The sequence below is a fragment of the Novosphingobium sp. AP12 genome (genome assembly GCF_000281975.1).
Lineage (GTDB): Bacteria > Pseudomonadota > Alphaproteobacteria > Sphingomonadales > Sphingomonadaceae > Novosphingobium.
The window spans coordinates 1-11,734 of record NZ_AKKE01000090.1 but is presented as its reverse complement, the minus strand read 5'-3'; the positions used below and the strand labels follow the sequence as shown (position 1 = coordinate 11,734).

14 protein-coding genes are annotated in these 11,734 nt (G+C 67.0%); 6 read left to right on the top strand and 8 right to left on the bottom strand.

Annotation, left to right across the window (positions count from 1 at the left end; all coding sequences use genetic code 11):
* Both PMI02_RS14285 and lptG read left to right on the top strand, forming a co-directional pair.
* On the top strand, nt 1-349 hold a 349-nt coding region (locus tag PMI02_RS14285), incomplete at its 5' end, for an LptF/LptG family permease (RefSeq protein ID WP_007683935.1).
* 1 nt (nt 350) lies between these two features.
* Entirely contained in the window at nt 351-1,448 is a 1,098-nt protein-coding gene (gene lptG, locus PMI02_RS14280) for an LPS export ABC transporter permease LptG (RefSeq protein WP_007683934.1), read from the top strand.
* A 49-nt stretch (nt 1,449-1,497) separates the two neighbouring features.
* Here lptG and PMI02_RS14275 read toward each other — a convergent pair whose 3' ends face one another.
* Nucleotides 1,498-2,592, bottom strand: a complete 1,095-nt coding sequence (locus PMI02_RS14275; protein ID WP_007683933.1) for a fatty acid desaturase — start codon at nt 2,590-2,592, stop codon at nt 1,498-1,500.
* A 169-nt stretch (nt 2,593-2,761) separates the two neighbouring features.
* On the opposite strand from PMI02_RS14275, the gene PMI02_RS14270 reads away from it, so the two are divergent.
* Complete coding sequence (locus tag PMI02_RS14270) at nt 2,762-3,922, top strand: hypothetical protein (RefSeq protein ID WP_007683932.1); 1,161 nt, start codon at nt 2,762-2,764, stop codon at nt 3,920-3,922.
* Between the two features lie 54 nt (nt 3,923-3,976).
* On the opposite strand, the gene PMI02_RS25925 is transcribed toward PMI02_RS14270, so the two are convergent.
* Together PMI02_RS25925 and lipB are read right to left on the bottom strand one after the other, a co-directional pair.
* Nucleotides 3,977-4,285 carry a hypothetical protein gene (locus PMI02_RS25925; RefSeq protein WP_007683931.1) on the bottom strand — a complete coding sequence of 103 codons (309 nt, stop codon included), beginning with the start codon at nt 4,283-4,285 and terminating at the stop codon, nt 3,977-3,979.
* Nucleotides 4,282-4,965, bottom strand: coding sequence for a lipoyl(octanoyl) transferase LipB (gene lipB / locus PMI02_RS14260; protein ID WP_007683930.1), 684 nt, complete (start codon nt 4,963-4,965; stop codon nt 4,282-4,284). Before lipB ends, PMI02_RS25925 begins: the two co-directional genes overlap by 4 nt.
* Before the next feature lie 96 nt (nt 4,966-5,061).
* On the opposite strand from lipB, the gene PMI02_RS14255 reads away from it, so the two are divergent.
* Nucleotides 5,062-5,910 (top strand): hypothetical protein, encoded by an 849-nt coding sequence (locus tag PMI02_RS14255; RefSeq protein ID WP_007683929.1) that lies wholly within the window; start codon nt 5,062-5,064, stop codon nt 5,908-5,910.
* 45 nt (nt 5,911-5,955) lie between these two features.
* Here PMI02_RS14255 and PMI02_RS14250 read toward each other — a convergent pair whose 3' ends face one another.
* From PMI02_RS14250 to PMI02_RS14230, 5 genes are all read right to left on the bottom strand, one after another.
* The gene (locus PMI02_RS14250; RefSeq protein WP_007683928.1) at nt 5,956-6,594 is read right to left on the bottom strand and encodes a class I SAM-dependent methyltransferase; all 639 of its coding nucleotides are present in this window, start codon (nt 6,592-6,594) and stop codon (nt 5,956-5,958) included.
* A 118-nt stretch (nt 6,595-6,712) separates the two neighbouring features.
* The gene (locus PMI02_RS14245; protein WP_007683927.1) at nt 6,713-7,057 is read right to left on the bottom strand and encodes an arsenate reductase family protein; all 345 of its coding nucleotides are present in this window, start codon (nt 7,055-7,057) and stop codon (nt 6,713-6,715) included.
* Nucleotides 7,054-7,611, bottom strand: coding sequence for a (2Fe-2S)-binding protein (locus PMI02_RS14240; RefSeq protein ID WP_007683926.1), 558 nt, complete (start codon nt 7,609-7,611; stop codon nt 7,054-7,056). Before PMI02_RS14240 ends, PMI02_RS14245 begins: the two co-directional genes overlap by 4 nt.
* 46 nt (nt 7,612-7,657) lie before the next feature.
* Nucleotides 7,658-9,691, bottom strand: a complete 2,034-nt coding sequence (locus PMI02_RS14235) for a TonB-dependent siderophore receptor (RefSeq protein WP_007683925.1) — start codon at nt 9,689-9,691, stop codon at nt 7,658-7,660.
* Nucleotides 9,692-9,914: 223 nt separating this feature from the next.
* Nucleotides 9,915-10,610 carry a fumarylacetoacetate hydrolase family protein gene (locus tag PMI02_RS14230; protein ID WP_007683924.1) on the bottom strand — a complete coding sequence of 232 codons (696 nt, stop codon included), beginning with the start codon at nt 10,608-10,610 and terminating at the stop codon, nt 9,915-9,917.
* 153 nt (nt 10,611-10,763) lie between these two features.
* Here PMI02_RS14230 and PMI02_RS14225 point away from each other — a divergent pair, with 153 nt between their 5' ends.
* Nucleotides 10,764-11,324 (top strand): YqgE/AlgH family protein, encoded by a 561-nt coding sequence (locus PMI02_RS14225; protein WP_036503900.1) that lies wholly within the window; start codon nt 10,764-10,766, stop codon nt 11,322-11,324.
* Between the two features lie 155 nt (nt 11,325-11,479).
* On the top strand, nt 11,480-11,692 hold the full coding sequence (locus PMI02_RS14220) for a hypothetical protein (protein WP_007683922.1): 213 nt from the start codon (nt 11,480-11,482) through the stop codon (nt 11,690-11,692).
* The last annotated feature ends 42 nt before the right edge of the window (nt 11,693-11,734 follow it).

The window sequence follows — 11,734 nt, the reverse complement described above, 5'->3', positions numbered from 1 at the left end:
CCCCCTGCCGCTATTGGCGGTGGCGCTGGCGATCCCGCCAAAGCGCTCGACCTCCGCGCTCGGCCTGTTCGTCTCGATCGTCCTGGTGGTGGCCTATCACAAGGTCAACCAGTACGCGAACGACGTTGCCGCGCTCGGCAAGATCAATCCGATCCTCGGGCTTTGGGGGCCTTTCCTGGTCTTCGCGGTGATGATCCTGTGGATGTACTGGCGTGTCGCCTACGTGCCTGGCGGGCAGCCGCTGGGCTGGCTGGAGACCGCCTCCGCCAAGATCATGAAGCGCATGAAGTCGCTGCTGCGCCGCAACCGGCGCGGCCCCATCCTGCCCGTGCCGGCGGACCAGACCTGACATGCATCTCGAATTCTTTCCCTCGCGCACGCTGACGTTCTACCTCGCGCGCTTGTTCTTCACCCGCATCCTGGCGGTGCTGATCATGCTGGTGCTGGTGCTCCAGGTGCTCGACCTGCTCGGCCAGAGCGGCGACATCCTGGCGCACAAGGGCAACGGGCAGATGCAGCTGCTCTACTACGTGACCCTGCGCGCCCCGCAGCTGGTCGCGCGGTTCCTGCCCTATTCGGTGCTGCTGGCAACGATCATCACGCTCGCCACGCTGAACCAGAACAGCGAAGTCATCTCGATGAAGGCGGCGGGGCTCTCGGCGCATCAGGTGCTGGCGCCGCTGATCCTGACGGCGCTGTTTATCTCCGCTGGCAGCTTTGCCTTCAACGAGCGCGTAGTGACGCGCGCCACTGCCACGCTCGATGCCTGGGAGGCGGTCGACTACGGACCGATCCCGGTTTCGACCGGGCCCAAGGCCAACCTCTATCTTGCCGACGGCCGCGACCTGCTGCTGGCCCAGTCACTCACCGGCGAGGGTAACGCGCTGACGCTGAACGGCGTCACCTTCTACCGCCGCGATGCCAACGACATGATTGTCGAGCAGCTGCGGGCGGACAAGGCGACCTACCTCAATCCGGGTTGGAAGATGGACCGCCCGGTCAGGTTCGACGTCGCCGGGACCACCACCACGCGGCTCGCCTGGGCGAATGTCGCACCGGGGATCACTCCGGCCAAGATCTACATCTCCAAGGTGGATTCTGACGCGCAGGACATCTTCACGCTCGCAGGCTCGATCAGCGCCGTGCGCCAGGCCGGGCGCCGCACCAGCGAGCTCGATGCCGCGTGGTGGCACAAGCTGTCGGGGCCGCTGTCCTCGGCGCTGATGCCGCTGCTCGGCGCGGTGGCCGCGTTTGGCCTCGCACGTTCAGGCGCGCTGCTGATCCGCGCCGTCATCGGCATGGCGCTGGGCTTCGCCTACTTCGTGTTCGACAACGCCGCGCTGGCGATGGGTAACTTCGGTGGTTATCCGCCGTTCGTGGCCGCTTGGGCGCCGTTCCTGCTGTTCGCCCTGATCGGCGAAACCGTGCTGATCCGCACCGAGGAGTAGGCCGAAGGCCGTGGTTATCCGTTCGCTCAACACGAACGGGATAACCCCTTTATCGAACCGTCATCGTGCTCCGCGCCAGCCTTGCCAGCAGCGGCGTGAGGCCGGGGTAGCTCGCCTTGCGATAGGTCGAGGTTTCGCCCAGGTGTTCATGGATGCGGCGGTGCGCTTCGGCGAGCGAGTGATAGGGGACCGAGGGCAGCAGGTGGTGCAGCGCGTGGTAGCGCAGCCCGACCGGCGCCCAAAGGCCCGAGAACCGCGCGGGCGGGGGCACGTTCACCGAATCAAGGTACTGCGCGGTGACGGTCATCGATTCGCCGTCGTTCTCCCACAAGTGCGCGACGAGCGTGCGGATTTGATTGAGGAACGCGGTGAGCGACACAACGCCCAGCGCGATGACCAGCGGACGCCAGCCCCAAGCGAAACTCGCGGCGAGCACCGACAGCGCCCAGACCGAACAGCCCAGCTCCTGCCAGAACACCATGCGCGCAAAGTCGCCCTCGGGCTTTCGGCGGCGGTACTGCGGGTTGATCGCCAGCGCCGAGGCCCGGCCCCAGACGAGGTCCCGCAGCGGCGGGATGACCGCGCCCAGCGGCACCAGAACGGCCGAGCGGACCAGCAGCGCCACCGGCAGCAGGATCGCGGTCAGCGCGAAGACAGGCAGGCTCCACGGCTTCATCAGCGCAAGGGGCAGGTATTCCGGGTCTTCGATGGTGCCGTAGCGAGTGCGGGCATGATGCTGGGTGTGCACGCCCTCGTACATGAACGAGGGGATGAGCATGGGGATGCCGACCAGAAGGTTCCAGCCGAAACGGAAGCCGGGCAGGGCGTCCTTGTGGATGTGGGTCAGCTCATGGATGAACAGCAGCGCTCGGTACAGCGCCAGCGAGGCAAGCAGCCCCAGCAGGACCGCGACGACTGAGTTGCCGACCAGGATCGCGCCCGCCAGCGCGCCGTAGCCCACGGCGGCGCTGACCAGCATGTCGGGCCAGTAGATGCCGGGACGAGCGTCCGCGATGTCGCGCGTCAGCTCGACCGCGGCGCGCAGCATCGCCTTGTCGTCGGGCATCTGCGAATGCCACGTCGAAGGGGCTGCGGCATCGCGCGCCAAGGGCGGGGTCAGGTCAATCGCGTTCTGGGCATTCATCGTTCGAGAAATCCAAAGTCGTCCGGGCAGAATCGCCGCCCCCACGAGGTTTGCCGTGCGTCGCCGCGCGGGGTATTGGCCCGGTCCTGGGCTTGACAACTTGCCACCCTCGGCAGCAGGTCGCGCTCACGTCCTTTTCCTAAGCCGAAACAAAGGCAGCATCGTGGCCATGGCTGAACTAGTGATCACTTCCATCTCCAGCAAGGCCGATCGTGCCGCTTTCGTTGACCTCGCCTACCGGCTCAATGCGGCAGATCAAAATTGGGTGCCCAACCTGCGTTCGGAGGAAATCTCCAAGTTCACGCCGGGCAAGAACCCCTTCTTCGAGCATGCGAAGGTCCAGCTTTTCCTGGCCCGCCGCGATGGCCGGATCGTCGGGCGCATATCGGCGCACATCGATGAACTGGCGCTGAAACAGCCGGTAGAGCAGGGAATGGGCCCGGGCACCGGCAACTGGGGCGCGATCGAGGCCGAGGATGAGGACACCGCCCGTGCCCTCATCGCCGCCGCCGAGGACTGGCTGCGCGCCGAGGGCATGACCCGCGTAATCGCGCCGATGAACCTCTCGGTATGGGAGGAACCCGGCATCCAAACTCTCGGCCACGACCACCCCCCGATGGTCATGATGGCGCACCACAACGCCGCCTACCAGGGCTGGATCGAACGCGCTGGATATGGCCTCGTGAAGACGCTGCGCACCTTCGATCTCGATATCCGCACGCCCTTCCCGCCGCTGATCCAGCGGATCATCGCCTCGGGCGAGAAGAATGCGAAGATCCGCATCCGCGAGGTCGAGCTCAAGCATTTCGGGCGGGACGCGGCCATCATCTGCGACATCCTGAACGACGCCTGGTCGGACAACTGGGGCTTCGTGCCCTTCACGCCCGAGGAGATCGAGTACACCGGCAAGGCGCTCAAGCCGCTGGTCCATCCCGCGCTCATCCGCATCGCCGAATATGAAGGCGAGGCCGTGGCGTTCATGATGACACTGCCCGACCTCAACGGCGTGCAGATGCGCGTGAACAAGCGTAACGGCAAGCCCTCGATCTTCGGCCTGCTCAAGCTGCTGTTGTGGCTGCGCAAGCCCAAGCCCGCCGACATGCGCGTGCCGCTGATGGGCGTGCGCAAAAAGCTGCAGTCCTCCCGCCTCGCCAGCCAACTCGCTTTCATGATGATCGAATACATCCGCCGCTGCGCGATCGCGCAGTTCGACGGGAAGCGTGCCGAGATCGGCTGGGTGCTGGAAGACAACCAGGGCATGGTCGCCATCGCCGACGCCATCAACAGCAAGGTCAACCGCGAGTACGCGATCTACGACAAGGCACTCTGAGGGGCGCTGAAATCCTCCCCATCGCTTGGAGTCAGGGAGGATTTGTTGGGGACGTTACTGCGTCGGTGCGACCGGTGCCGCCACTTCCGGGACGACCGGATCGGTGACGACATCCTCCTCCGGCACTGCGGTCGCCATGGAGTCCGGCCGCCGCGAGTGCGGTGCATCCTCGAAAAGCCCGGCGTCGGGAGCCGAGAGCGAGGCCTGCGAGCGCACCGTGTCATACGGCAGCATGTCGTCGCTCGCCGAGCGTGGCAGCAATTCGCCACCGGCGGCGGCCTTGGGCTGTTCCTTGGGGTTGTCGCAGGCGGTGAGGGCAAGTGCGGTGCAAGCGGCGCCAACGGCCATCAGGCGGAACTTCATGCGGCGGTCTCCGGAGGGCAGGGCCTTTCGAGCGCGGCGAGGAAAGCCGGGGCACGCGCCACGAGCGCCTCGTCCCACGCGGCGAAATCGACCGTCTTGCCGAGCCTTTCGAGGCTGGTGACGCCGAATTCCTCGATGCCGCAGGGCACGATGCCGGTGAAGTGCGAAAGGTCGGGGCGGATGTTCACGGAGAATCCGTGCATGGTCACCCACTTGCGGATGCGCACGCCGATGGCGCCGATCTTGGCCTCGCGCCCGTCTACGTCGGCGGTCCAGATGCCGATGCGGCCCTCGGCGCGGAAGCTCTCGACGCCGAAGTCGCGCAGCGTCTCGATCACCCAGCCTTCGAGGCCATGGACGAAGCCTCGCGCGTCGCGGGCGCGCTTCTTGAGGTCGAGCAGGACGTAGCCGATGCGCTGGCCGGGGCCATGGTATGTGTAGCGCCCACCGCGGCCGGCCTCGACCACCTCGAAGCGCGGGTCGAGCAGTTCGTCGATCGCGGCGCTGGTGCCGGCCGTGTATACCGGCGGATGCTCGAGCAGCCAGATCAGCTCGCGCGCTTCGCCGGCGGCGATCTTGGCGTTGCGCGCCGTCATTTCCTCCAGCGCTTCGCGGTAGGGCACCGGGGCGGCCGAGATTCGCAGCTCGATATCACCGGCAAGAATGGCAGGAATCGTCATGGCGCGTTGCGTGGCGTCATTCCTTACGGTTATCAAGAGCCTTTAGGCGTGCGGATGCGTGCGCCGGGCCGGACCACGGCATTCTGGAGCCAAGCCATGAAGTTCGACAGCAACCGCGCCTGGACCGACGCCATGGCCGCCGTGCGCGCCAATCGCGAGGTGCTGCTGGCGCTGGGCGGCGTGTTCTTCCTGCTGCCCACACTGCTCTCCACGGTGTTCCTGACCGAGGTGCAGACGCAGATGATCGAGGCGATGGGCGCGAACAAGCCGCAGGTGCTCAACCGGATCATGGCCGAGAACATGGGGCTGCTGCTCGGCTTCGGGCTCGGGGGAATGGTCGCGCAGATGATCGGCTACCTTTCCGTGACGGCGCTCATCGGTGACCGGGGTCGGCCGACGGTGGGCGAATCGATTCGCCTGGGTCTGCGCGCGCTGCCTTCGCTGCTCGCGGTCAGCGTGGTGGGCTTCATCGCGGTGATGCTGGCGATGGTGGCGCTGTCCATGCTCGTCGTCGGCCTGTTCACACTCGTCGGTGCGGCAGCTGCGGGCTCGGTGCTGGTGGTCGTGCTGCTGATGCTGGCGCTGACCTATGCATCGGTGAAGTTCTCGCTCATCATCCCGGTGATCGTCAGCGAGGGCGTGGGCAACCCCATCTCGGCGATGGCGCGCTCGTGGAAACTGACGCGGCGCAACAGCCTGCGCCTGTTCAGTTTCTACACGCTCCTGACGCTGGGCTATTTCGCCATCGCGCTGGTGGCGACCTTCGTACTGGTCGGGCCGGTGATGCTGGTGCTCGGGCAGGGCCAGATCGCCATACTGGTGATGGGCGTGGTGGCGGGCGCGATCGGGGCGGTGGCGAGCATCATCCTCGCGGCGGTGCTGAGCCAGACGCACCGCCAGCTCGCCGGGCCTTCGCCGGAAGCCATGGCAGATCTGTTCGAGTAAGAGGGGGGCGGTCAGCCCCGAACGTCAATCAGACGAGAGGGCGAATCAGCCCTCGTCCTCGTCCTTCCAGCCCCACCACATGAAGCAGGGCGGCACGTTGATCGGCTCGATCGCATCGTCGATGCGCTTGAAGTGGCGGGCCATGTAGCTCTTCGCCTTGGGGCGGAATTGGTAGACCAGGAACGCGCCGCCCTTGCGAATGACACGGTAGGTGGCGGCGGCGATGGCGGGCGCAACGCCGTCGGGCAGGGTCGAGAATGGCAGGCCCGACAGCACGTAGTCCGCCCTGTCATGCCCATGCGCGCGCACGATTGCCTCGACGTCGGCAGCCGAGCCGAGCACCGCGATGAAGCGGCTGTCGGTGATCGTGCGGCGCAGGTAATCGATGAAGAGCGGATTGGTGTCGATCACGATCAGGGTGCCGTCTCGCGGCAGCTTGTCGAGCACGGGCTGGCAGAAGGTGCCCACGCCCGGGCCATATTCGACGAAAAGTTTGCAGTTGGGCCAGTCGACCCGCGAGAGCATGCGGTTGATCACGAAGCGCGAGGACGGCACGATCGAGCCGACCATCACCGGATTGCGCAGGAAGCCTTCGAGGAACACGCCCCAGGGCCCCAGGCCATGCTTGATCTTCCGCGTGATCCGCTGGGACAGGCCCTCACGGGCTAGCTCGGTACTGGTCATGCGGGTGGAAGCTCTCGCAAGGTTGTCATGTCGAATGTTGCAAAGCGGTGGCAGATCGGGGCCATCATTGCAAGGCGATGACAGGAAGCAAAGAGACAAAACGAAACGGGACTGCCGCTCACAGAATCTCGTGCACTAGGTCCTGGGGACGACAAAGCCTGACGCCCTTGTCCGTTTCCACCAGAGGCCGCTCGATGAGCGCGGGCTGGGCTGCCATTGCCGTAAGCACGTTCGCATCGTCGGCATTGGGAAGGCGGCGTTCCGCCGCGTCGGTGCCGCGCATGCGCAGGCCCTGTTGCGGGGTGATCCCGGCATCGTGGTAGAGCTGCGCCAGCTTCTCCGCGCTCGGCGGAGTCTTGAGGTATTCGACGACCTCGACCTCGACGCCCGGCGTTTCCTGCAGGATCGCCAGCGTCTTGCGCGAGGTGCCGCAGGCGGGGTTGTGCCAGATGGTGGCCTTCATGGGGTGTCTCCTTGACGGTGTTCGGGGGCGAGCGCCGGGACGCTGCGGGCGGGGTTATCCGGCGCAACATCGGGAGCGGGGGCAGCGCCGATTGTCTCCTCGCGGCGGGCCACGGCGGCGGCTCGGCGCACCGCGCGCAGCAGGCGCGGGTGGACGCCGCAGCGGCAGAGGTTGGGGATCGCCTCCTTGATTTCTGCATCGCTAGGGCTGGAATTGCGGGCAAGGAGCGCGGCCGCGCTCATGACGATGCCGGGTGTGCAGAAGCCGCACTGGATCGCCTGCTCGGCGACCATCGCCTGCTGTACCGGGTGGTCGCGGTCGCGCGACAGACCCTCGATGGTGACGACAAAGCGTCCCTCGCACTCGGCCAAGGTGATGAGGCAGGCGCGCAGCGCTGCGCCGTCGACGAGTACCGTGCAGGCCCCGCAGTCGCCCACGCCGCAGCCGTACTTGGTACCGGTGAGGTTGGCGGCGTCGCGCAGCGCCCAGAGCAGCGGCGTGCGCGGGTCCATCGCGAACGCGACCGGGCGCTCGTTCACGGTGAGCCGGGTCATCGCCTTACCAGCCTTTTCATGCGGATCGGGTGCCCCAGCCGCGCGTCTAGCGCAAGCCCACCTTGAGCCCCGCCCACAGCGTGCGCGGCGCGCCGAGGTCGATCGAGCCGCCCTGGTTGCGGGTGACGATGGTCTCGTCGGTCAGGTTTTCCCCGCGCAGCACGATCGAGACGAAGCGGCCGACGGGGACCTGCGCGAAGAGGTCGAGGGTAGTGGCAGCGGGCAGCACGTCGGTCTCGAGGTCATCCTCAAACTGTGCGCCGGTGTGGCGAACAGTGGCGGCGAGGCGCCAGCCGTCGCTCGGGGTCCACGATACGGTGCCGCTAGCGGCGAGCTTGGGCACCTGCGCGGGCCTGAGCCCGTCAAGCTGGCTTTGCGTACCGCTCGCCTCGACCTTGGCGTCGGTCCACGAGAGCGAGCCCGACAGGTCGACGCGGCCGAGCGCGAGGTCGGCACTGGCCTCGATCCCGCGCGCGTGAATGGCATCGACGTTCTGGCGCTCGCGCAGCGTCGGCGTGAGCGTGACGTTGGCGACGGCGTCCTTGAGCTTGTTGTCGAAGGCGGTGAGCGAGAGTGACAGCGCCTCGGCGGGGTGGAAATCGACTCCCGCCTCGTAGCCGCGCAGGTGCTCGGGCTTGAGGTCTGCGTTGGCCTGCGTGGTCACCGGGAAGACGACGAAGGGGCGGTAGAGCTCGTTCAGCGTCGGCAGGCGCAGGCCCGTGTAAGCGGCGGCGCGCAGCGAGACCAACGGCGCCACGTTCCACACCGCGCCGCCGCGCGCGTTAACGTTCCAGCCGTCGCGGTCGGCGAAGCGGGTGTCCTGGTTGACCGCGCCCGCTGCGCTCAGCTCACGGTAGTAGCCGTCCTGGATCGTCCAGCGGTCGGCGCGCACGCCTCCGGTCACAACCAGCTGGCCCAGCGTCCAGTCGTCCTCGGCGTAGAAGCCGAGGTCGGACTGCTTTCCTCCGGCACGGCGGTACGCGGTGGCGCGGCCGGTGACCGCGCTGTAGGGCATCTCGACGAGGTTACCGCGCGACAGGCGGATGTCGGTGCCGAGCCGCAGGACATGCGCGTCGCCCACCGGCGGGCGCAGTTCGGCTTTGCCGCCCACTGCCAGCGTCGGCGTCTTCTTCTGGTCGAGGGTTTTCTTGTAGCTGGTCGAGCTGATGACGACGTTCGAGAAATCCTGTGCCTGCACGTAACCCATCACGTCGAACTGCCAATCGCCTCTCCCTACGAAGCGCAGCGATCCCTGCTGGCCGGACGAGGTGGAGTCGGCGCCCTTGAAGCGCAGCGTGCGCTGGTCGTCGTAAACTAGGCCCGAGGCCTGCACCTCGACCGTGTCGGTCAGCGGGGCGACGGCGCGCAGCGATCCGGACAGGCTTTCGTATTTCGCGCGGGCGGAGGCGGCGACGCGCTGGTCCTTGGGCGTGGTCCAGAAGCCCTGTCCCCGGTCCCACTGGACGCCGGCGACGACGAACCCTTCGCCCAGGCGCGGTGCCACCGTCAGCGCGCTCTGTGTTTCGCCCCGGTCGTTGACGAGGGCGGTGCCCTGGACCGGGCCGATCTCGTCCGGCCCGGCGCTCTCCATCTCGATCGTGCCCGAGACCGCCCCGGTGCCGAACGCGCCCATGCCGCCGCCGCGCGTGACGCGCACCGAGCGCAGGCGTTCGGGGGCGAGGGCGCTCAGCGGGATGTACCCGAAGAACGGGTTGGCCACCGGCACACCGTCGAGCAGCACCTGCGCGCGGCTCGAGGCATTGCCGCCCAGCGCGCGCAGGGTCACGCCTTGGTTCGATGGGTTGGAGGCGCGGCTGTCCGAGCGGCGGAACTGCTGGAAACCGGCGACCGAAGAGAGCACGTCCTCGATCCGGCCCGAGGCGCTGGACTTCAGCCGGTCGCGGTCGATCGTCTGCACGTCGTAGGCAGGTGTCGACGGCCCGTCGCCCAGGCCCCGGCCGGTGACGATGATCGGTGCGCGGGGCCCGTCCGCCTCGTCCTCGGCATGGGCCGGAATGGTGGCCAGCAGGGAGACGAGGGTGAGCAGCGGCAGGGCCGCATGGCGTCGCATCGAGATCATGGCGCTCTCTTAGGGACTGGGCAGGTGCTGGCAAGGCACGGGGCGCGGCGGGAGGTGCGAAAAGGTCACTGGCCGATCAGCTGCAGGCAAGCGGGGGGTTTAATTGATGAAACCCATGCGGGCGCGCGCTCTCCTTGAAGAGCGGCGGGGGGTGGGCGGAACGACGATGAAAAGAACCGGCGCGACAGTAACAGGCCGCGGCGATGTGGGAAAATCGGCAGCTCTACTCAGCGCCGCCGATGTCCAGGCGCACCGGCTCCAGGCCGTCGATCGTGCCTTCCAGCAGGTCACCTTCCGCTACCGGGCCGACACCTGCCGGAGTGCCGGTGTAGATGAGGTCGCCCGGCGCGAGGTGGTACATGCGCGAGAGATCGGCGATCAGTTCGGGCACCGACCAGATCATGTCGGACAGCGTGCCGTCCTGCTTTGTCTCGCCGTTCTGGACAAGCGCGATGCGCTGGTCGGCCACCGCGCCGAAATCGGCCGCCGGCGTGATCGCGGCGATCGCCGCGCCGTTCTCGAAGTCCTTGCCGGTGTCCCAGGGGTAGCCCTTGGCCTTGGAGGCGTTCTGGAGGTCGCGCCGGGTCATGTCGAGGCCTGCGGCATAGCCGTAGACCGCCGCCATCGCGTCTTCGGGGGCGACACGGAACGCCGGCGCGCCGATCGCGACGACGAATTCCATCTCGTAGTGGCAGTTCGAGGTGCCGGGCGGATAGGGGATGACCTCGCCAGACAGGCACAGGGCGGCGGGCGCCTTGTTGAACCAGATTGGAGCCTCGCGGTCGACCGCGTTGCCCAGCTCCAGTGCGTGAGCTGCGTAATTGCGCCCGACGCAGAAGATGCGCCGCACCGGATAGCTTGCCTCGCTGCCGAGCACGGGGACGGATGGGGCGGCGGGGAGGTCGAACAGCAGGGTCATGGCGAGGGTCTTAGAGTCTTGGAGGGCGGAGGGAAAGGTGGGAGGTTGTTTTGGGGGAGGGGCAGGCGGCGTATCGCGGAGAGGGGACGACGCAGCGGTAATCCGGATCCATTCCGGGTTGCGGCGGCGCGCGGCTTGCCTACATTGCGCGGCGTGACAGCTGAACAGTACCTTTCGGGCCGCATCCTGCTCGCCATGCCCGGCATGTTCGATCCGCGATTCGAACGCTCCGTCAACGTGATGTGCGTCCACGACGAGAACGGCGCACTCGGTATCGGCGTCGGCCATGTCCGGCAGGGCGTGCGCTTCCACGACGTGCTCGAGGAGCTGGGCATCCACCCCGGCGTATCTCCCAACCGCGACGTCATGACCGGCGGCCCGGTCGAGCCGGGGCGCGGGTTCATCCTCCATTCGACCGACTGGGGCGGCGTCGACACCATCGCGGTCGAGCCGCTCTGCGCGCTCTCCGCCTCGATGGACGTGCTGCGCGCCATCGCCGAGGGGCGCGGTCCGGCGCACTGGATCATGGCGCTGGGCTATGCGGGTTGGGGGCCGGGGCAGCTCGAAGGCGAGATGCGCCACCATGGCTGGTACGCGGCCGACGGCCACCGCGAAGTCCTGTTCCAGACCCCGCCCGAAGGCCGCTGGTCGGCGACCTGGCGAGCCGAGGGTATCGACCCCGCGCTGCTGTCGAATGAGACCGGGCGGGCCTAAAGCTGGGTCCCCCTGAGCAAATTCGGCCTGTCCGGAATCGCCCCGTTGCGGACATTCGGACGGCAGGGTAGCTTCTGACTATGTCTACAACGCACACCATTTTTTTAGCCGCCATTCTAACGTCGGGTCTTTTGGGATGCCTTCGCAGGAGCAGGATGCGGACGCTACTGATCGCGGCGTTATGGCTGACCCCTCTGTGGTTCGCGTCGTGGTTCACGGTGAGCTATTCTGCCGACATAGCTTACGAGTTTGGTGCGTGGTGGGCCTACCTTGCGTTCACTCCCCTATTTCTCGCGGTATCGGCAGCGGTGACGTTGTTCCCCTTTATGCTCATCCAGCGATTGGTAAAAATCCAGCGGCAGCACTGATTAACCCAAACGTCCGCTTGCCACCAGTTGCAGCCATTGGGA

Excerpts from the sequence above, each read along its gene's own strand:
- lptG (WP_007683934.1), top strand. The coding sequence starts at position 351 with ATGCATCTCGAATTCTTTCCCTCGCGCACGCTGACGTTCTACCTCGCG.
- PMI02_RS14275 (WP_007683933.1), bottom strand. The coding sequence starts at position 2,592 with ATGAATGCCCAGAACGCGATTGACCTGACCCCGCCCTTGGCGCGCGAT.
- PMI02_RS14270 (WP_007683932.1), top strand. The coding sequence starts at position 2,762 with ATGGCTGAACTAGTGATCACTTCCATCTCCAGCAAGGCCGATCGTGCC.
- PMI02_RS25925 (WP_007683931.1), bottom strand. The coding sequence starts at position 4,285 with ATGAAGTTCCGCCTGATGGCCGTTGGCGCCGCTTGCACCGCACTTGCC.
- lipB (WP_007683930.1), bottom strand. The coding sequence starts at position 4,965 with ATGACGATTCCTGCCATTCTTGCCGGTGATATCGAGCTGCGAATCTCG.
- PMI02_RS14255 (WP_007683929.1), top strand. The coding sequence starts at position 5,062 with ATGAAGTTCGACAGCAACCGCGCCTGGACCGACGCCATGGCCGCCGTG.
- PMI02_RS14250 (WP_007683928.1), bottom strand. The coding sequence starts at position 6,594 with ATGACCAGTACCGAGCTAGCCCGTGAGGGCCTGTCCCAGCGGATCACG.
- PMI02_RS14245 (WP_007683927.1), bottom strand. The coding sequence starts at position 7,057 with ATGAAGGCCACCATCTGGCACAACCCCGCCTGCGGCACCTCGCGCAAG.
- PMI02_RS14240 (WP_007683926.1), bottom strand. The coding sequence starts at position 7,611 with ATGACCCGGCTCACCGTGAACGAGCGCCCGGTCGCGTTCGCGATGGAC.
- PMI02_RS14235 (WP_007683925.1), bottom strand. The coding sequence starts at position 9,691 with ATGATCTCGATGCGACGCCATGCGGCCCTGCCGCTGCTCACCCTCGTC.
- PMI02_RS14230 (WP_007683924.1), bottom strand. The coding sequence starts at position 10,610 with ATGACCCTGCTGTTCGACCTCCCCGCCGCCCCATCCGTCCCCGTGCTC.
- PMI02_RS14220 (WP_007683922.1), top strand. The coding sequence starts at position 11,480 with ATGCGGACGCTACTGATCGCGGCGTTATGGCTGACCCCTCTGTGGTTC.